13 protein-coding genes and 1 pseudogene are annotated in these 20,087 nt (G+C 56.2%); 2 read left to right on the forward strand and 12 right to left on the reverse strand.

Going from position 1 to position 20,087, the window contains the following annotated elements; genetic code table 11:
* A pseudogene (locus tag C1Y43_RS12880) lies at positions 1–106 on the forward strand (IS110 family transposase); the annotation flags it as partial.
* 357 nt (positions 107–463) lie between these two features.
* On the opposite strand, the gene C1Y43_RS12885 reads toward C1Y43_RS12880, so the two are convergent.
* From C1Y43_RS12885 to wbaP, 11 genes are all read right to left on the reverse strand, one after another.
* Complete coding sequence (locus C1Y43_RS12885; RefSeq protein WP_021509334.1) at positions 464–1,804, reverse strand: MOP flippase family protein; 1,341 nt, start codon at positions 1,802–1,804, stop codon at positions 464–466.
* Entirely contained in the window at positions 1,801–3,024 is a 1,224-nt protein-coding gene (locus tag C1Y43_RS12890) for a glycosyltransferase (RefSeq protein ID WP_058769967.1), read from the reverse strand. Before C1Y43_RS12890 ends, C1Y43_RS12885 begins: the two co-directional genes overlap by 4 nt.
* A 3-nt stretch (positions 3,025–3,027) precedes the next feature.
* A complete protein-coding gene (wcaK, locus tag C1Y43_RS12895; RefSeq protein ID WP_058757295.1) occupies positions 3,028–4,290 on the reverse strand; it encodes a colanic acid biosynthesis pyruvyl transferase WcaK in 1,263 nt (420 codons plus the stop codon).
* A 309-nt stretch (positions 4,291–4,599) separates the two neighbouring features.
* A complete protein-coding gene (locus C1Y43_RS12900; protein ID WP_104188463.1) occupies positions 4,600–6,810 on the reverse strand; it encodes a phage tailspike protein in 2,211 nt (736 codons plus the stop codon).
* A 69-nt stretch (positions 6,811–6,879) separates the two neighbouring features.
* Positions 6,880–7,914 (reverse strand): glycosyltransferase, encoded by a 1,035-nt coding sequence (locus C1Y43_RS12905; RefSeq protein ID WP_021509330.1) that lies wholly within the window; start codon positions 7,912–7,914, stop codon positions 6,880–6,882.
* A 155-nt stretch (positions 7,915–8,069) separates the two neighbouring features.
* Positions 8,070–8,822, reverse strand: coding sequence for a glycosyltransferase family 2 protein (locus C1Y43_RS12910; RefSeq protein WP_058769966.1), 753 nt, complete (start codon positions 8,820–8,822; stop codon positions 8,070–8,072).
* Positions 8,823–8,892: 70 nt separating this feature from the next.
* Positions 8,893–9,810, reverse strand: coding sequence for a glycosyltransferase family 2 protein (locus C1Y43_RS12915; RefSeq protein WP_058757292.1), 918 nt, complete (start codon positions 9,808–9,810; stop codon positions 8,893–8,895).
* A gap of 397 nt (positions 9,811–10,207) precedes the next feature.
* Positions 10,208–12,385 carry a tyrosine-protein kinase Wzc gene (gene wzc / locus C1Y43_RS12920; protein ID WP_021509327.1) on the reverse strand — a complete coding sequence of 726 codons (2,178 nt, stop codon included), beginning with the start codon at positions 12,383–12,385 and terminating at the stop codon, positions 10,208–10,210.
* 12 nt (positions 12,386–12,397) lie between these two features.
* Positions 12,398–12,832, reverse strand: coding sequence for a protein-tyrosine-phosphatase (locus tag C1Y43_RS12925; RefSeq protein ID WP_021509326.1), 435 nt, complete (start codon positions 12,830–12,832; stop codon positions 12,398–12,400).
* Positions 12,833–12,841: 9 nt separating this feature from the next.
* The gene (locus tag C1Y43_RS12930; RefSeq protein ID WP_031280061.1) at positions 12,842–13,972 is read right to left on the reverse strand and encodes a polysaccharide export protein; all 1,131 of its coding nucleotides are present in this window, start codon (positions 13,970–13,972) and stop codon (positions 12,842–12,844) included.
* A 299-nt stretch (positions 13,973–14,271) separates the two neighbouring features.
* The gene (gene wbaP, locus C1Y43_RS12935; protein WP_058757291.1) at positions 14,272–15,705 is read right to left on the reverse strand and encodes an undecaprenyl-phosphate galactose phosphotransferase WbaP; all 1,434 of its coding nucleotides are present in this window, start codon (positions 15,703–15,705) and stop codon (positions 14,272–14,274) included.
* Positions 15,706–16,494: 789 nt separating this feature from the next.
* On the opposite strand from wbaP, the gene C1Y43_RS12940 reads away from it, so the two are divergent.
* A complete protein-coding gene (locus C1Y43_RS12940; RefSeq protein ID WP_058769963.1) occupies positions 16,495–18,063 on the forward strand; it encodes a TerC family protein in 1,569 nt (522 codons plus the stop codon).
* Positions 18,064–18,262: 199 nt separating this feature from the next.
* On the opposite strand, the gene asmA is transcribed toward C1Y43_RS12940, so the two are convergent.
* Entirely contained in the window at positions 18,263–20,062 is a 1,800-nt protein-coding gene (gene asmA / locus C1Y43_RS12945; protein WP_104188465.1) for an outer membrane assembly protein AsmA, read from the reverse strand.
* Between the last annotated feature and the right edge of the window lie 25 nt (positions 20,063–20,087).

Genomic DNA, 20,087 nt, shown 5'->3' on the forward strand with positions numbered 1-20,087 from the left:
GGGAAAAGTCGTGGTGTGCGCGGCGATGAAGAAGCTGCTGCAGCTGGCTTATGGCGTGCTGAAATCGGGTCGTCCGTTCGATGCCGAAATATGTCTTGCCAGGTAACCGGCAAGACGGTATCTACAGGATCACAGCAGGTTTTTGTAGGGTGCGCATTGATGCGCACCGGCAACTGCACGTCAGTCACCGATCACATCTGATTTTAAAGGTCGCCATGAATGGCGCCCCTGCGAGATCACAGCAGGTATTTGTAGGGTGCGCATTGATGCGCACCGGCAGCTGCACATCAGTCACCGATCACATCTGATTTTAAAGGTCGCCATGAATGGCGCCCCTACGGGATCACAGCAGGTTTTTGTAGGGTGCGCATTAATGCGCACCGGCAGCTACACGTCAGTCACCGATCACATTTGATGATGGCGGGCGGTCGCCGTTGCCAACGACCGCCCCCGTCATCACCGCTTACAGCCAGCCCTCAAACCACTCGGGCATCACGAACAGGTTGAAATGATTCACCAGCAGCATCAGGCCGACAAACACCACCGACACCGACACCCACTGGCGCGCATACGGCATAAAGCGGATGCCAATCACCGGTTTGATGAAGAACGGATGCGCGAAGGCGGAGATCAGCACCTGTGAAATCGACAGCGTCAGCGCCACATAAATCACGTTCGGCCAGATCCACGTAGTGGCCAGCACCACTACCACCACCAGGCTGGCGACGATATTCCAGTAGAACTCGACGTTGGTACGTCCGTTCGCCTGGGAGATCGCGCCGGTCAGGCCGCCCATCGGGCGCAGCATACCGAACAGCAGCATCAGCGGGATCAGGTGATACACCTGCTCATGCGAAGCGCCATACAGCACACGCACAATCACCGGAGAGAGAATACCAATCGCCAGGTACATCGCGCTGCTGAACAGCATGATGACGAAGGTGCCCTTGAGGAACAGTTTTTTCAGCTGCTCGGGATCGTGCTGCTTCTCGGCGAAGCGCGGCAGCGCCAGGCGGTTAATCACCGGCGACACCAGCTTCAGCGGCTGCAGAATCAGCTCTTTCGCCAGCGAGTAAATCCCCAGCATCTCGGCACCCATCACTTTACCGACGATCAGCGCATCGGCCTGAGTGCGCAGCTGGTTAATGGTCTGCGAACCCAACTGATAGATACCGTAACGCACCGCGCTGACAAAGGTTTTGCCGTCGAACTCCCACGTTGGCCGCCACGACTTCTCGCCAAAGTAGATCATGCAGAGAATGCGCGTGAAGGCGTTGATGAACAGCCCGAGAATCGCCGCCGCTACCGTCAGCGAGGTGAAATAGAGCATCGCCACCGTACACAGGAAGGCAAACAGCTTGGTGCCCATCTCAATCTTCGCCAGCGTCACCATGCGTTTGGTTTTCACATAGTGCGCCTGATACTGCGACAGGTGACCGAGCACGAGGAAGTTGAGGCTGGTGAGCATAATCAGCGCCGTCAGCTCCGGCAGATGGTAGAACCACGCCACCGGCCAGGCGATGGCCAGCATGATTAAACCGGTACAGAAGCTCAGCGAGACGTTAACCCAGTAAATAGTGCTCTGCTCACGACGTGTAATCTCCTGACGATGCACGATGTAGCTGCTCATGCCCATGTCCTGCAGCACGGTAGCCACCGCCAGAATGGCGTTGATGATCGCCAGCAAACCCAGCTCGTGCGCTTCCAGCTTGCGCGCCAGCACCGCCAGCTGCAGCACCTGCAGCAGCGCGGCAAAGCAGGTGCTGCCAAACAGCCACACCGCCTGTTTTTTTAATCCACTCACACCATGCGCTCCAGAATTTTCGCCAGCTCACCGTAAGCGATGTGCTGATTGAACTCGGTTTCCACTTTATGGCGCGCTGCGGCCACCACCGGTGCAACGTCAACGTCGCCGCGCGACAGGCGCAGCAGCGTGTCCGCCAGCTCGTCGGCATCATTTTCCGATACCAGCCAGCCGCTGACGTTATTCTGAATCAGCTCCGGGATGCCGCTGTGGTAGGTGGACACCACCGGCAGGCCGACCGCCATCGCTTCCATCAGCGCCACCGGAATGCCTTCCATATCGCCATCGGCGGCGGTTTTCGACGGCAGCAGGAAGATGTCGGCCTCGCTCAGCGCCTGACGAATCTCCTCCTGCGGCTTGAAGCCCGGCATGGTCACCATATCTTCCAGGCCGGCACGCGCGATGTGCTCGCGCATCATGCCGTCCTGCTCGCCGTTACCAATGATGGTGAACTGGAACTGACCGCCGTTATCGCGCAGGATTTCACTGGCTTTGACCGCCACGTCCAGCCCTTTTTTCTCGGTCAGACGCGCCACCGAAACAATGCGCAGCGGTTTGTGGAACGCGTCGCGTGGCTGGAAGTTAAACTTCTCCGGCTCGATGCCCATACGCGTGACGTGAACTTTCTCGCGCGGACAGCCCATCTCAATCAGCTTGTTCTCCCACAGATGGCTGATCGGCAGCATCAGTTCGCTCTGTCTGAACAGGTTGATGTAATCCAGTTTGTGCTCTTCGAGAATGTGGCGACGCGAGATGTCCGCGCCGTGGAACACCGTCGCCTGCTTGCCCTTCAGTACCCCCAGCTCGCGCAGTTTATTCGCCAGCGCACCGGCATAGCCGAAGTGCACCAGGAACACATCGGCGGTAAAGGTCTGCCGGGCATTAGCGACAATGGCTGGCAGCAGCAGTTTTTTCGCCTGCGCACCGTAGCGGCCAACGTTGAGCGACTTCAGCAGCGCCGGTTTGGCGATTTTCGGCAGCATCAGACCGATGCGCTGGGTCAGTTTGTCGAGGTTTGATACCTTCTCTTCCGGCAGCAGATAGTGGGTTTTCGCCGCCAGATTGTACTCATCGAACGCGGCATGACGGTTGATCATGTCGCCCGGAAACACCGAGATGATCTCGACGTCATAGCCGGCATCGATGAAATGCGTCACCTGATTGAGGACAAACGTCTCAGAGGCAACCGGAAAACGCATGGTGAAAAAGGTTAGCTTCATCACTTACCCCAGGACGTTGAGAATTTCTTCGGTGATGCGGTTGCCGATTTCACGCTCCTGCGCCACCGCGGTATTCACTTTTTGCTTCACGTTGTCGTAGTCCGCCAGCACCGTCTGCACTTTGTCGATCAGCGAGCCGTCCATCAGGCTCTGCACGTCGGTGGCCATCTGCGGCAGACCCAGCTGGTTCATCACGCCGAGCGATTTGTGCTCGTAGTTGATGGCCACGGCTGGCGTGCCGAAATTCATGGAGATGATTGCTGAGTGCAGGCGCGTGCCGATGGTGAGATGGCAGTGGCTGAGCAGGATGCCGAGTTCCAGGTCGTTGAACTCGTCCATGATCACATGGTAGTGCTCCGGCTGCTCAACGTGGTCGCGCAGCGTCAGCGCCACCATACGGTCATCTTTGGCATAGCTGTCGATGCCGGTACAGGTGGAGAACGCCACCACCTGATAACCTTCGGCGATCATGGCGTTGATCACCCGGCCAAACGCGGCTTCGTACTCTTTCTGCGTGACGCCAAGACGTTTGTCGAACGGTGCCAGCTCACGCACGGTGATGGCGATGGTTTTGCGCGACTGAATGATGTTCTGCCAGTGCAGCAGGTTGTGGCTCGGATTTTCCACCTCGCGCGCCTGCACCAGGAACGCGGTGTCCACGCCCTTCTTCACCCGGCTGGTGGTCACGCCATCCTGCTTCAGGCGATCGAGGCTGACCTCTTCGCGCAGCACCAGGCTGTCGACGCGGTCAAAAACAAAGTTTGCCAGCGCATTGACGCGCGGGTTTTCGAACGGGCCCACCGAGTGACCGATCATGTGCAGCGGCTTCTTCGCCATCAGCGCGCACAGCGCGTGATCAAACTGGGTAACGCCGTACAGATCGACGAAGAACGAGCCACCGACCTGAATGATGGCGTCATATTTCGCCAGGCTGCGGGTGAATTCCGCCAGATGCGGCGGCACCGAGAAGGATTTATACACGCCGCCTTTGCCGAGGTGCGCCATCATGATGTCCGGCATCAGACGGTTGGCGACTTTGCGCTTCAGGCTGCTGACCAGCCCTTTTGGCGCCTTACTGTTGTGCAGAAACAGCGAATCCTGCTGGATGTGCTGCTGCAGTAAATATCCGGAGCTGGTTGGATAGCGGCTGATGACATCGATATCCAGATCCCCACGCGCGGCCTGCAATGAATCAATCAGTCCACGTAAAATCGCGCCATCCCCACGATTTCCACAGGTATGGTTACCCACCAATAAAATCTTCATAAAAACTCCAGATAAATTTTTGTAATTTTTTACAAGCCGCCAGTTCCATACTGGCTAAGTGAACTCTGTAAGAAAAAACTGCTAATGGGCCAGCGGCCCGAAATTAACGACTGCCTGTTGTGACGTAATTGATACCTGCGACAGGTGTTACATGCGCGATAAATCGCGCCGCTACAGACTGTGCAAAGGGTCAGTGCAGAAATCACCTCTGCACAAACCGTAGCGGCGCAATTTATTGCGCTTTGCCCGTCCTGGCTCGATGCCGTTGTGGCCTCCGCGATAAATTGCACCGTTACCTGCGTTAAATCCTCACGACTTCAGCGCAAAATACGGCAGCGCCACCTGCTCGCCGTTGATCACCACTGAAACAAACCCCTTCGGCTGGCGCGTATCCACCTCTTCGGCCTTGAGCGCGCGCGACGCCAGCAGCAAATCGCCCTGCTCGTTGCCGCCGATGCCGGCTTTACCGTTGTGCAGGCTAAACCGCTGCGGGGCCGGCTGGCTGCCGCTGGTCGGACTGCCCTGCGCCATGGTGGCGTCAACGCGCGCACAGCGGCCGGTGAGGAAACGGTCTTTGGCGGTGCTCTTAATCAGCACCACCGCCGTCGGCGTCCAGCCCGCCAGTTTGACGAACACTTTGCTATCGGTATCGCTGCGCGCATCGACGCGCACCTCCAGCACCGGCGAACTGCCTTCCGCGGACCAGCTGGCTTCCGCCTTGCTGGTTTTGCGCTGCAGATGAATCACCGCGCGACCGCCGGTCTGTTTACCGCCCATCACGTCGAGCAGCGGCTGTTTGTCGCTGCCGTTGCTGAACTGCGACTGACCAAACAGCTCGATCTCCCAGCTGTCACCCACGGTTGGCGAGTAAAAATTACCCAGCTCGAACCAGGTGGCCTGATTGGTGTTGTTGGTCAGACGGAAACGCGACGTGATGTAGTTGTATTTCAGGCTGCCGTCGATGGCCACGCCGTAAGACTCCACCCGCGTTGAGCCCATCTCCCAGATATTCAGCCAGCGCTCGCCTTCCAGCGAGTTATCGATCCAGCTGCCAGACTGCAGATTGGTCTGGCGCATGTTGAGGCGGGAATTGCGCGCGTTCAGCGGGTTTTTACAATCTTCCAGGCTCAGCGCATCAATGATCCACTGACCGTTCGAGATATCGCCGGGGTGCTCGCTGTGCTCAATCCAGCCGTTATGAATGATCGACTGGCTGCAGCGCGGCAGGTTAAGTACCATGCCGCCGGTACAGCGCTGGGCGTTGAAGTTCGACAGCTCAATCGCCGTACTGTGGTCCCACGCACCCTGCTTCTGTCCGGACCAGCTGGCTTTGATCACGTCACCGGTACAGGTGTCGGCGTACCACTGGTCGATTTTGCAGTCCAGCGTATCCAGCAGGCTGATTGAGGTGCCGCCGACGCGGTTGAAGCGCAGGCAGGCACCGCGGAAGAACTGACCGCCCGGACAGGTGTTGCGGAACAGCCCCTGTTTGTTTGGCCGCTTGTCGTTCTGACCGTTGAAGATCAGGTTGGAGATTTCGGTCCAGCGCGCATTCACCTGGAACAGGAATTCGGAACGACCGTCAGAAACCAGCGTGGTCGCCGGGAAATAGCCGAAGTTAACCATCGCGCCGGAAATGCGGAAAAAGCGCTGCTGTTGATCGCCAAAGTCACAGCCGGTCACGAAGAAGGTGCCTGCCGGAAACTGTACGCAGATCTGCTGGTTAGCCTTGAGCGACCACTGATACATGGCTTTGATCGCCGGTGCCGTATCGGTTTTGCCGTCGGCGATGGCGCCGAAGTCAAACAGCGTCAGACGGTTGAAATCTTCCACCACGCGGCGCCAGTAGAATCCGTTGCCGCTGAAAATCACGCCGCCATCATCTTCGCCTTCGCCATACACGCCGACGAACTCGCCGCCGCCCACTTCCAGCCCTTCGTGCCAGCTTTTCAGCTTGATTTTCGCCCCGGCAAACAGCGGTCGGGTTTTACGCAGCTCTTCCACCGACGGAATTTCGCCGATCAGCTGATATCCGTTCGGCTGCGCCAGGCGCTGGCTGAAGTTGCTGGCGTTCGGGCGCGACACGTCGCTGATGGAAAACAGCGTATTGCCCTGGTTATCTTCCACCACCATCGAGTGCGCGGGATTGGCGATTAACGCGGCATTATCGTGAATAAACTGGGCAAAGTTGCCTTTATTGAGCGCAATGGGCTGGCTCACCTGGGACACCTTACCGCTGGCGTCGCGCAGATACACCGGAATCTGGTTGCCGGCCTGGCTGGCATCTTTGCCTGCTGCGCCAATCCACAGTTTGCCCTCAAAGTTCTGCCAGAACTGCGGTGGCATGGTATAGACGTTTTCCGGCGTCAGAATCGGCACATCGCCCGGCGGGACGCTGGAGGCATCAACCGCTTTCAGCGCCGGCTGACCACTTTTGGCGGCGTAACTGGAAAACGCGCTCACCGACAGCGCGGCAACAATGGAGGAGGCTGCAGTTTGCAAGACTTCTCTTCTTTTCATGCTAACAATCCCGTGGTCATGGGGCCGCATGGCGGCCGAAAAGGTATCCCCGAGGCACGATAAAAGTGGTTACACCAGCGCCAGCCAGCTCTGTTTGATCTGATTACCGTCAAACTTCAGCGCCGTCTCTTTGGTCTTTTCGCTCATAGCAAAGAACAGGCGATCGTCGCTGGCCAGCTGCTCCATGCGCGCCAGGAAAGTGGCTTTGTCGTTCATTGGCACCAGGAAGCCATCTTCGCCGTGATTGATGATCTCCTGCGGTCCGGTCGGACAGTCATAGGCCACCACCGGCAGCGACCAGGATTTGGCTTCCAGCAGTACCAGCGGCAGTCCTTCATAACGTGAGGTCATCAGCGCCATGTCGCTGTCGCGGTAGTAATCATTGATATTGCTGACTTTGCCGACAAAGTTAACGCTGCCGGTGATGCCCAGCGCCGCGGCCTGATCGTGCAGCTGCTGGCGCAGTTCGCCGTCACCGGCGATCACCAGCTTCCACTCCGGGTGTTTTTTGCTGAAGTCGGCCCAGATATCCAGCAGCAGGTCAAAGCCCTTCTGGTTATCGAGGCGGCCTACCGCCAGCGCCTGACGGCTGCGCGTCTCGCGCTGCCAGGATTTGTACACCACCGGGTTAGGAATTTGCTGGCTGGGGATATGCCAGCGGGTGAAGACCTGATGGTCTTTGTCAGTCAGCACGATCACCTGGTCGTAGTAGCGCAGCAGCAGCCACTTCAGCAGTTTGATCGGCTTGCTGAACGAGTTGATGGCGATGTGCTCGCAGGCGTAGGCTTTGAAGGTTTTTTTCTTCATTGCCATCAGGTTCCAGAAGGCAAACATCACGCTCAGGCGCCCCATACTGATCAGGAATACGCTGTCGAAGCCCTCCTGATGGATGCGCGCCACGGCACTTTTAATCGGGTTGCTGTGGCCTTCGAAGCTGACAATCTCTTTCACCCGCTCAAACGGGTAAAAGGTTTTGCCGTGCCCTTCCAGCGAGTAAATGGTGACGGCATGCTCTTCACCGAGGCACTCCGACATGAAGTTGCAGATATTCTCCGTGCCTGCGTAGGAGTAGGCATCCTTAATAACCAAAACAATCTTTTTCATCTGATACTTTTCACCTCAAATTGCTCAAATCCAGACCCAAGTCATTTGCGTTGCCGCAAGGCGGCAAGTGCGTTCATTCCCGGGAGGTTACTCAAGTAAGTGACCGGGATGGACGTGCGCAGCCAACGTAGCGGCAGTGCGAAGGACACAGGGTCTTAGCGATGTTTAAGGGTGAAAAGAACCCCATTCACCATATACCAGCCGTAATAGTAATAGATTTTTAAAGGATTGTTTTTATAGATAATTCTTAATAATTCGAGGTGCCATTTCGCCGCTTTATTTTTGTTACGCGACAGCGAATCGCCCAGCTCGTAGTAGTTGACCAGCGTCTTCTGGATCACCCGGGCTTGTTTGTAGCGGAGGAACAGCTCATAGAGGAACAGGAAGTCTTCATGGCCTTTACGCTGGAAGAAGATGCCCTGTGGCGGACGACGGAAACACACCGAGGAGAAGCAGACGCGATACTGCTTCTTAACGAAGTTTTCCTGCTGCAGATAAGGTTTGTTGTAATTGATGTCGTGATCGGCGGTTTTGGTTTTGTAGTGATAATGGGTGATCACGAAGTCGTCACCGGCGGCCAGCGCCGCGGCCTGTTCGGCCAGTTTCTCCGCGTGCCATTCGTCATCGCTGTCGAGAAACGCAATGATCTCCTCTTTGGCCGCGCGCAGGCCCACGTTGCGCGTTTCCGCCGCGCCGAGGTTGACCTCGTTGCTGAGGATAGTGATGCGCGCGTCCTGGCAGTGCTCGCGCACAAAAGCGAGTGAATCATCGGTGGATTTATCATTGACCAGGTAGAGATGCCAGTCGCTGTAGGTCTGATTCACGATCGACTCAACCGCACGCAGCACGGTGTTGCGCGCGTTATACATCGGCATCACGATACCGATGGTGCCAACATGATTTGTCATTTGTATACCCGGAGTGTCAGGAACCGAAAAAATGCTCCCGCTGCGGGAGCAAGTGAAAGTCATAAATCGATCAGGAAACCGCTCTTCGCCCCGTGAAGCGCGACTTCAGCTTATCGACCAGGCGATTGATGAAGTAAGCGCGGTTATCACGGTTGGTGAGGAAGAAGTAGCGCGCAAAACTGACGCTGGCCAGCAGCGAATTGCCATCCATTTTGTAGCGCAGCGGCAGCTTGAACGCTTTGTAGGTATGGATATCGCGCGCCGTCAGGTGCGGCTTCATGGTGTCGAGCCAGAAGAAGGAGTACTTCACCGACTCGCCTTTGTGTTTGGAACCAAATTTGGTCACCAGATGGTAGGTCGCCAGCGGTTTGGCGATCATCACAAATTCGTAGCCCATGCGGTCGGCGCGGATGCAGAAGTCATAATCCTGATGGCGAATATAGCGCGCATCAAACTGGATTCTGGCGGCATCTTCGCGTTTCAGCACGATGGTACTGGTCTGGATAAAGCCGTAACAGCCAAACAGGTACTCCGCCACGGTCTCGTTTTTACCCGGCGGCTGCATCGGCATCACTTTGAGGAAGCTGCCGTCCTGATGAATATTGACCTGGCTGAAGATGACATAGCGCGATTTACCCTGCGCTTCCAGCTTGCGGATGGTATCGCACACTTCCAGTAGCTTGTCCGCGTGCCACTCGTCGTCGGCGTCGAGGAAGCTAATGAAGTCGCCCTGCGCCAGTTCAATACCTTTGTTGCGCGCGCCGGCGCCGTTGAGTTTGACCTCAGACAGCTCCAGTTTGATGTCCAGATCCTGATAGCGCTCGCCGCGCACCACCTGCGCCAGTTCCGCGGCATCGGCGGATTTGTCATCCACGATGATGACTTCAAAGTTGCGATAGGTTTGCGCTTTGACGCAATCCAGCGTCGTGACAATCGATTTCGACGCGTTATAAGCGGGAATTACAATTGAGAAGCGGATGTCCTGCATTGCCAGCACCTCTTAAACAGCTGTTCCAGATTCAACGGTAACGCGAGCGGCCTGTAGAAAGGAATCGGCTTTGTTCTGAAAAATCATGCCGTTAGTATTCTTTTTCAATAAGACTTTTCGTACCGTCACGGAAATACCTAAGATTGTGCTGTGTGTATGTTGGGTGGTGCAAAACGCACCGAAAATAAATCGTTATTATGTTCGCGGTATAAATTTCACCGCCGCAGTTTTCTGCGGTTAATCACCGCACGTTCCGTAGCGGCGCAATTTATTGCGCGATAAATCGCGCCGCTACAATACTCTGCGGTGTATCCGCATGTTTTGCAGAGGCACAAGGCATGGCGCTTAGCCAGAGACGCGCCATAAAAAGGGGCGGAAAATCCGCCCCCGATAGTGCTTAGCTTTTGCTCTCTTTGCCGTATTCGTAGTTGTAATAGTCGTAGCCATAACCATAGGCATTCGACGCTTTACGGACCACGGCGTTGAGGATGACGCCTTTAATCTCGATACCGTTTTGGGCGAAGCGCTTGTAGCTGACATCCAGCTCTTTGGTGGTGTTGGTTTCGAAACGCGCCACCATCAGCGAGGTACCGGCCAGCTTACCGATGATGGAAGCGTCGGTCACAGCCAGAATCGGCGGCGTATCGATCAGCACCAGGTCATAGTTCTTGCTTGCCCAGTCCAGCAGCTCCTGCATGCGACGATGCATCAGCAGCTCAGACGGGTTCGGTGGCACCTGACCGCGCGGCAGGAAGTCAAAACCGTACACGCCCTTCTGAATCATCGCCGGCGAGAACTCGCTCTTGCCTGACAGTACGTTAGACAGGCCGGTCTTGTTGTCCGCACCCAGCAGCTCGTGGGTATAGCCGCGACGCATATCACCATCGATGAACAGTACGCGCTGACCTGCTTTGGATACCAGCGTCGCCAGGTTGGCACAGATAAAGGTTTTACCAATACCCGGGCTGGCACCGGTGATCATCAGGATATTGTTTTTCGCTTCCATCATGGCGAAGTGCAGGCTGGTGCGCAGGCTACGAATCGCTTCAATGGAGAGGTCAGTCGGGTTACCCAGCGCCAGCAGCGTGTTGTGCGGATCCGACTTCTCTTTGCTGCCGCGTCGCGCCAGCGCTTCGGTGTCTTTCTTACGCTGCCACTCGGAGAGCGGTACGCTGGCATAGACGTTCATGCCCAGCTCTTCCAGCTGCTCCGGATTGTCGATACCGTGGTGGAACAGCGCTTTCAGCAGCACCAGACCAACCGACAGCATCAGACCCACAATCAGGCCCGCGACAATAATCAGCAGTTTCTTCGGTGCCACCGGGCTGGTGCTGGTTTCAGCACGGTCGATGATGCGCACATCACCCACGGTGCTGGCCTTGCTGATGCCCAGTTCCTGCTGACGGTTCAGCAGCTGCATGTAGATTTCCTGACCGGCCTGCACATCACGCGTCAGACGCAGAATCTCCTGCTGGGTCTGCGGCATGGCCGAGATTTTCTTGTTCAGCTGCGCCTGTTCCGCTTCCAGCGTTTTGCGTTTTTCCAGCAGCGCGCGGTAGGTCGGGTGGTCTTTGGTGAACAGCTGGGAAACTTCGGCTTCACGGAAGGTCAGCTCGTTGAGCTGGCTCTGGACGCTAACGGACGAGTCGAGCGCCGATTTGGCTTCCAGCGACATGTCCACCGACTCGTTCTGACGACGGAAGGTGTTCAGCTTGTCTTCCGCATCGTCTAGTTTGGCACGCACGTTAGGCAGCTGGGTGCGCAGGAATTCGAGGCTCTTCTCCGCTTGCTCAGACTTGCGCTCAACGTTCTGCAGCAGATAGTTGTTGACGATCTGGTTCAGCACGCGGCTCGCCTGCTCCTGATCTTCATCCTGGAACTCCAGGCCCAGCACGCCGGTGGTTTTGCCTTTATCGGCGACGGTCAGCGCGCCCAGCACAGTTTTAATCGCCTGCAGGTCGCTCAGCTTGGTAACGCTGAAGCTGGTGCCTTCGTCAGCCTGAATGCCGCTAACCAGCATGGTGACGTCGCCGTGCTGCTCCAGCTGACCGACGCGGCCTTTGAACAGCTCGTCGCCGTCTTTGCTCACGGTATAGGTCTGCGGACCGGTGACTTCCAGCTCAACGGTACGTTTGTCGATGCTGCGCGGAATTTCCAGGCGTGAAATGGCAATCTGCGCCGGCTTGTTGCCCATCAGGCGCGACAGACCTTTACCGATCACCGGGAAGTAGTTTTGCTGAATGACCGTGTCCAGACCGAGGTCGTTAACGGTTTTACCAATCACCATGCGGGATTCGATGATCTGAATCTCGGTGTCTGATGCTGGCGTGGTCGGAATCACATCCTGTAATTCGTTCAGCACCGAGGCGGTGTTTTTCTGCTCCACCTGCACCATAGCGTCCGCGCTATAGATTGGCGTAGCAAACAGTGTGTAGAGCGTTGCCATCAGCATAAAGAAAGCGGTGACCGCCACGATGATCCAGCGATGATCGATCAGCTGTCCCACAAGATGCGCCAGATCCCATCCATTCGAATCTTCTTTTGGCGCAGTCATAACCTTGTTTTTGATATTCATGGATATTCCCAACTATCGGCTTAGTACGTTAACCCATTTCTGGGTAGCGTTTTCCAGTAATCCGTAAACCTCTTCAAAGGCCTCACGGCTTTTTTTGTACGGATCCGCAATTTCCTGTTGGTTAAGCCAGTGGCCCAGCAGCATGGTCTTCCCCCGCGCGGCCGGATCGATGCGATTCACCTGCTCAACGTGGCGCTTCTCCATTACCAGAATCAGGTCAAAGTCACGGCACATGCTGGCCGTTAACTGCTGAGCCTCATGACCGTCCAGCGAGACGCCATGTTCAGCGGCGACGGCGCTGGCCGTCTTATCCGCCGGATGGCCCTTCAGGGCACCAAGACCGGCAGAGGCGATACGGGTATGCGGAAGTGCGCGTTTAAACAGACGCTCCCCGGTGGGGGAGCGGCAAATGTTGCCGACGCAGACGACTAACACTGACTTAATCATGGTAAAACCTTAGTCCGACCAGTTGCGGAAACGCAGCGCTGCGGAGCTTGCATCGTCGATACCTACGATGGTCGGCAGCAGTCCGGAAATCACGCGGTTCCAGCGGGTGATTGGTGTTGCGGTGACGTAGACAATGTCGTACGGCTCCAGTTGGAATTCGGTGCCCATCACCATCGACGCCGCATCTTTGGTGTTCAGCTGATAGATGTTGGCGATCTTGGTGCGGTTAGCACCGCGAATCGGACGAATGACGAATACGCCGGTGGCGTCAGAGGTGGTTTGATCCATGCCCTGTGCGTTACCCAGCGCTTCAGCCAGCGTCATGCCGCTGCGGTCCATCTTCAGCGTGGTCTGCTGTTTCACTTCGCCCATTACGAAGATCTTCAGATCGTCGTTACGCGGTACGTAAAGAATATCGCCCGGATAGAGCAGATGGTTCTGGCTCAGGTCGCCGTTTTGCATCAGCGCCTGCAGCGAGATGCGCTGCTCGCGGCCGTTGTGCGTCAGCACCACGTTGCGCCAGTCGGCGTCAGCGGCAAGGCCACCCGCGGCGTTCACCGCATCCAGCACGGTCAGCGGCACGTTGGTGATCGGCTGCTGGCCGGAGGTGGTGACCGAACCGGTCACGTAGGCTTTCTGCGAACGGAACGCGGCCACATTGACATCCACCTGCGGACTTTCAATGAACTGCGCCAGACGACGCGCGATTTCACTGCGGATTTCCGTCACGGTGCGGCCTGCAACGCGCACTTTACCGATGTACGGATAGAAGATGGTACCGTCTGCCTGCACCCAGTTACCGGTGTCGCTGGCGCTACGGTACTGACCGGCCGGCGTGGTCAGCTCAGGGTGATCCCATACGGTGACGTTCAGTACGTCGCCGATGCCAACGCGGTATTGATAGCTTTGAATCTCGTTCTGCAGCAGCGGGTTAGCCTGAGCAACCAGCGGCTTCGGACGCATCTGTTCAACCAGACGCGGCGTCAGAGGGAAGACGTTAACGTATTTGTCGATGTCAAAATTGCTATCCTGTTGCTCAATGACATCTTTTCCGCTAGTGGAAAGGTGCGAACCTGGTTCGATGGTGCACCCGGAGAGGAAAGTCGCGGATACCAGTAACGGTATCAATTTAGTTTTCATTATCATCTGGTTCTTCGCTATCAGTTAATGATTGATAGAGGCGAAAACGCCGCTGTGTAAGCGTCTAACAAAAATAAAGGCAAGGAATTAAACACTGAAACTGAGGTTCATTATCATTAGCTCCCTGGTTTATGTTGTCATCCTGGTTGCAGACGACTTCAATTAAAGTGGGTTATCGTTAAGCGGCTTAATAACCCGCTCTGTTCGGGCTCGATAATGGCAGTTATCAGTTACAGACACTCCCAGCACCGGCAGTTATCAGGCGGGAACGTTATTTCGTCCCCTGCCCTTGCTGTCTATCAATAAGCGCCGTCGCGTTTGAGTACCACGCCGACCGTCTTAAACAGAATCGCGATGTCATTCCACAGCGACCAGTTTTTGACATACCACGAATCGAAATAGACGCGCGTCTCATAGTCAACGTCGTTACGACCGCTGACCTGCCACAATCCCGTCATGCCTGGCTTTGCCATCAGGTAATAATCAACATCACCGGCATAACGGCAGAGTTCATCTTCAATCACCGGGCGCGGGCCAACGAGGCTCATGTCACCGCGCACGACGTTCCACAGCTGCGGTAGCTCATCCAGGCTGGTTTTACGGATGAAATGACCGACTTTGGTAATACGTGGATCGTTTTTCAGTTTGAAATCTTTGTCCCACTCGGCGCGGGCTACCGGGTCGGTGCGCAGCACCTCCTCCAGCACCTCTTTCGAGTTAATTACCATCGAGCGGAACTTCAGGCACTTGAACTTGCGGCCATTGAGACCCACACGTTCGTGACCGTAAATCGGTGGTCCGCCATCACGGCCAACCATGAAGCCGAGTACCAGCAGCGCAGGTGACAGCGCGATGATGATGCTGAGCGCGCCGACGATATCGAATGCCCGCTTCAGGACACGCGAGGTGCGTTTCGCCAGGTTGTTATTCACACGCAGAATCATCACTTCATGGCTGAAGATATAAGCCATATCGGTGCCGTACAGCGGTACGCCGCGCAACGTCGGGATAACCGAGACCGAGCGACAGTTATGCATCGCCAGCATTTTCAGCCAGCGGTCGCGGTGCTGACTCTGCTCAAACTCAACCGCAACGATAAACTGGGTTTCGCTGTTGGTCAGCTGCCATAGCTCCTGCTCGTTATGCAGCACCGGTACACCGGAGATGCTGGCCTGCGGGCAACTGCCATCGACGTCGAAGAAGGCGATCACATCAAAGCCCATCACCTCTTCGCTCTGCAGCGCCTGCCAGGCTTCCTGCGCGTTACGGTTGCTGCCAATAATAATGGTTTGCTTTTTCCACATACCGAAATGATTCAGTACGCGTTTGGAAATAGCGCGCGCCAGCGGAATCAACACCAGCGCTAAAATCCACGTTAATACCCAGACAAAACGGGACATCTGCCATTGTGATAATGCTGAAATTGACAAATCGATGACAGAGAAAATGAGAATGGTACGAAAGATCTCTTTCAGCTCAAACCAGAAGGGTTTGCGATAGGTATAATGACGCAGGCGAACCCAGAACCAGCCTGTACAAATTAAGGACAGACAGACATGGGTGGCGATTTTTAAGTTGAGGTCTTTTTCAGAAATATCTGCCAGTGGAGAATCGGCGAACGAATTAATCAGCGCGAGTGCAATAAACAATGCCGCGTTGAAACAAATTAAATCCGAGCACGCCAGTAAAATTTTTGTCAGAAGACTTTTATATGTAAATTCATTATCGCGCATATTTGACTCTTTTATTTTATTTCCCTTAATCCCTAACGCCTAAGCCTGAGTAATTAATGAGCGATGCACTAACTAAACCAGCGAGACAAACTGCGGCGAACTCCCCGGCATTTAGGCCAATTCTCTTTCCAGTTAAGCAAGAAAATTGTGATAAATACCAACAGATTAGTCTGACTTCCTTTTGCCGCAAGGCCAGACAATTCTTAACCTGTGAAAACCACATCAGGCACGCTACCGCCCTTGGCTGTCGCTGCCAATACCGCTTACAACACCCTATTTTTTGTCCGCGCTTTGTCCCCATGCCGGGAAATACCCGCCTTAACCCGTGCACGATCACAATTCACAACATTAAGAAGCTAAACAGCGCGCTATTAACAACATTGGCGCAGACATTTACTAACACGTTGCTATACTAGTTATTACTGGCTTGTTTACAAGTAGGCCCCGTCTTCCCTGCACTATTTTAGGAAAAAGACTACCAGCCATAAGTATTGATGCCAGCCCCGCCAGGCAATTTCACGCCAAATTTCAGAATAATTCGATACCCGTCTTCAGATTAGTCGCATTAAAAATGTACGCTTTTGCCGCTGGATAAGAATAAATAGTGGTCTTCATCCACACAGGATGTTTATCCATACTTTTCACTTATCGCCCGGCTGAACAAGGTAAGATTAATCCTAATAAGCCGCCAGTCCGCGACATCCGCGCGGCCGGGGCGTATTTGTACCCTGTCTGACGATTAACTATCATCAGACTAAGCTCATTTTTAGACATTATGGTGATGAAAGTATGTGGGAGTGGATCATCGATCCGTCGCTCTGGGCAGGATTAGTCACGCTAATCGTTCTTGAGCTGGTGCTGGGTATTGATAACCTGGTTTTCATCGCCATCCTGGTGGAGAAGCTGCCGCCGACGCTGCGCGACCGCGCGCGAGTGTTCGGTCTGCTGCTGGCGCTGATATCACGGCTGGTGCTGCTGGCGTCGCTGTCGTGGCTGGTTACGCTGACCCAACCGCTGTTCACCCTCTTCCAGCACAGCTTCAGCGCACGCGACCTGCTGCTGCTGGGCGGCGGTATCTTCCTGTTGTTTAAAGCCACCACCGAACTAAACGCCCGACTGGAGGGCAGCGACGAGGAATCGGGTCAAAATAACAGCGGTGCTAAATTCTGGCCGGTGGTGGCGCAAATCGTGGTGCTGGACGCCATCTTTTCACTTGATGCCGTCATTACCGCCGTCGGTATGGTCAACGACCTGCCGGTGATGATGATCGCCGTGACCATCGCCATCCTGTTAATGCTGCTGGCCAGCAAGCCGCTGACGCGCTTCGTTAACGGCCATCCTACCATTGTGATTCTCTGCCTGAGTTTTCTGCTGATGATCGGCTTTAGTCTGGTGGCAGAGGGTTTCGGCTTCGTCATCCCCAAAGGCTATCTGTACGCGGCCATTGGCTTCTCGATTGTGATTGAGATCTTTAACCAGCTGGCGCTGTTTAATCGCCGCCGTTTTCTTACCGCCGGACGGCCGCTGCGCCAGCGCACCGCCGAAGCCGTGCTGCGCATTCTGCGCGGTGAAGCGCAGCGCGCCGATCTGGATGCCGACACGGCATCGCTGCTGAGTGATAACCAGGGCGCAGCGCTGTTTAACCGTCAGGAGCGGCGCATGATCATGCGCGTGCTGGGTCTGGGTCAGCGCCAGATCAACAGCATCATGACGTCACGCCATGACGTCGAGCACATCGATCTGAGCGAAGACCCGCAGTCGATCATGGATAAACTCGACCGCAACCAGCATACGCGCCTGCTAATCACCGAACAGGGACGCGAGCCGCTGGGCGTGGTGCATGTGATCGATCTGCTGCATCAGTCGCTGCACAGTAAATCGCTGGATTTGCGTGCGCTGATTCGCCAGCCGCTGGTGTTTCCCGAGCGCGTCACCCTGCTGCAGGCGCTGGAGCAGTTTCGCCATGCGCGCACCCATTTTGCCTTTGTGGTGGATGAGTTTGGTTCGGTGGAAGGCGTGGTAACGCTGAGCGACGTGATGGAGACCATCGCCGGCAACCTTCCCAATGAAGGGGAAGAGATTGATGCCCGTTACGATATTCAGCCCGCAGAGCATGGCGGCTGGATCGCCAACGGCCATATGCCGCTGGAAGATTTAGCGCTATACGTGGCGCTGCCGCTCGACGAGAGGCGCAATTACCATACGCTGGCGGGATTACTGATGGATAGCCTGCAGCACGTGCCGGCCGAAGGTGAGGAGTTGCGCGTCGGGGATTATCTGCTGCGCACCCTGCAGGTGGAGAACCATCGGGTGCAAAAAGTCGAGATTGTGCCGGTCGCGCCCGCACCATTTATTTAACCCGGTGCCGGCGCGTGATTTATTATGCGTGTCCGGCCACCTGTGTTGCGATTTGTAGCGGCGCGATTTATCGCGCAGGCCTGACATCCGCACCGTTGTACATTGCGCAATAAATTGCGCCGCTACCCGTCAGTGCAACACGGGGTCGCGGCGCGGATCATCGCGCGATGAACAATCCGATAACGTCGCCCTGGTCCTTTTATTGCCGCGGTGCAGACTTCTGGCTATCCAGCCACTGATTGAGGCGCGTTTTGGCTTCGCCCTGCAACTGCTGGCGCACCACGTCATCCACCGGCAGCGAATACTGCAGATTGCCCCAGCTGCCGTACATGCGCAGCGGAATCGGCTGGCCGTTGAGTACTTTCGCCAGCCGGTCGTCGCCCTGCCAGCCGCGCAGAATCATATTAATGGTGACATCCAGCTGCTGCTTCACCACATCCACGTTGCCGTGGGTTTGCAGCGCCAGCCGGCTGCTGCCGCCCTGCAGATCCGGCAGCGTGACGTTGCCCTGCTTCAGGCTGATGCGCCCGCTTAACTGTTCAATTCCCTGATCATCCGGCTGATCGTTACTGACGCGATTGCTGACGCGCGCCACGGCGCGGCGCACCATCTGCTGCAGATTCAGCTGCGCCAGCTGCAGATTAGTGGCTTCCAGTTCTGCATTGCCCTGCCAGTTCTGTTTCGCCTCTGCCACGCTCAGCCCGGCACCGCTGATGTCGCCCTTGAGCGAGATCGTGCCCTGCAGCGAAGCTGGCAGTTCCAGCGCTTTAAGCAGCGGCGCGATGGCAATGCTGCTCAGCTCCGGCTGAAACGCCACCTGCGTGACCGGCTGACGGATATCCACCGAGCCGGGAATGGAAAAGTGGCCGTCACCAAATTTGCCCTGCAGCTTGTTGAGCGTCAGCAGCCCGCGCTGATTGCGGGCGTCAATTTGCAGATTGCTGAGCGTCAGACCGCGCCACACGCTGCTGTCAGCGTCGAGCGTCAGCTGCAAATCCATGCTATTGAGCGGCGAGTCGGCATTATTGTGCGCGCGCGGCTCAGCAATCACCGGCGTGCGCATCACGTTAGCCTGCTGCGTGGTGCTGTTATCGCTGGCGGGCGCGCTGGCCATCAGGTTATCCAGATTGAGCGAGGTCGCGTGCAGCGCGAGGTTGAGCTGCTGCGGCAGGGCCAGCCGGCCCTCAGCGCTGCCGTCGAGCGCGCTGTCGTTCGCGGTTAACTGCAGCTTGTTCAGCGCAAACTGCTGCTGGTCGCCATCCCACTGCGCCTGCCCGCTCAGCGTCCCTTTAATGCCCTGCGGCGGCAGGTTCGCGCCGTCCAGCGTGTACTCCAGCTCATCCAGCTGGCCGCTGATACGGTGCGGATAGTGCGCCACGTCCATCAGCCCCTTCAGGTTCAGGCTGAGGTTACGCTGATTGCGCGACACGCGTGTCGCCAGCTCAACGCTGGCCTGCCGGTTATCGTCCTGATTCAGATTGAGGTTGAGATCGCGGAAGTTGTACTCGTCACCGCCCGGCTGCTGCCAGATGAGCAGACTATCGGCGATGCGCAGTTTACTGATGTTAAAGGTCCAGCCGTTGCTGGCGGCGATGGCCGGTTCACTGTCGCCCGGCTCAATCGGCGCGCCCTGCGGTTTCTGCACCGCGCTGTCCGGCGTGGCGCGAATAATCGCGTTTTTCAGCATCACCTGGCTGACGCTCAACTGATGCGACAGCAGCGGCCACAGATTGACGTCCAGGCGCATATTATCAGCGGTGACCATCGGCTGGCTGGCGCCGGGCGCGGTCAGGCTCATGCGGCCCGCCAGAATGCTGAGCTGCGGCCAGACGTGCCAGCGCAGGTCGCCGCTCACTTCAAGCTGATAACCACTGCGCTGTTTTACCTGCTGTACCATATAGGTACGAAAGTCGTTGGGATTGACCAGCAACACCAGTGCCGTCATGCCCGCTACGACCACCACTAACAGGATGGCCAGCGTGGTTATCAGTCTTCTCATTGCATCCTCATCACCGTCAGATTTC

This window comes from Pantoea sp. ICBG 828, assembly GCF_002928355.1.
In the GTDB taxonomy this organism is placed as follows: domain Bacteria; phylum Pseudomonadota; class Gammaproteobacteria; order Enterobacterales; family Enterobacteriaceae; genus Pantoea; species Pantoea dispersa.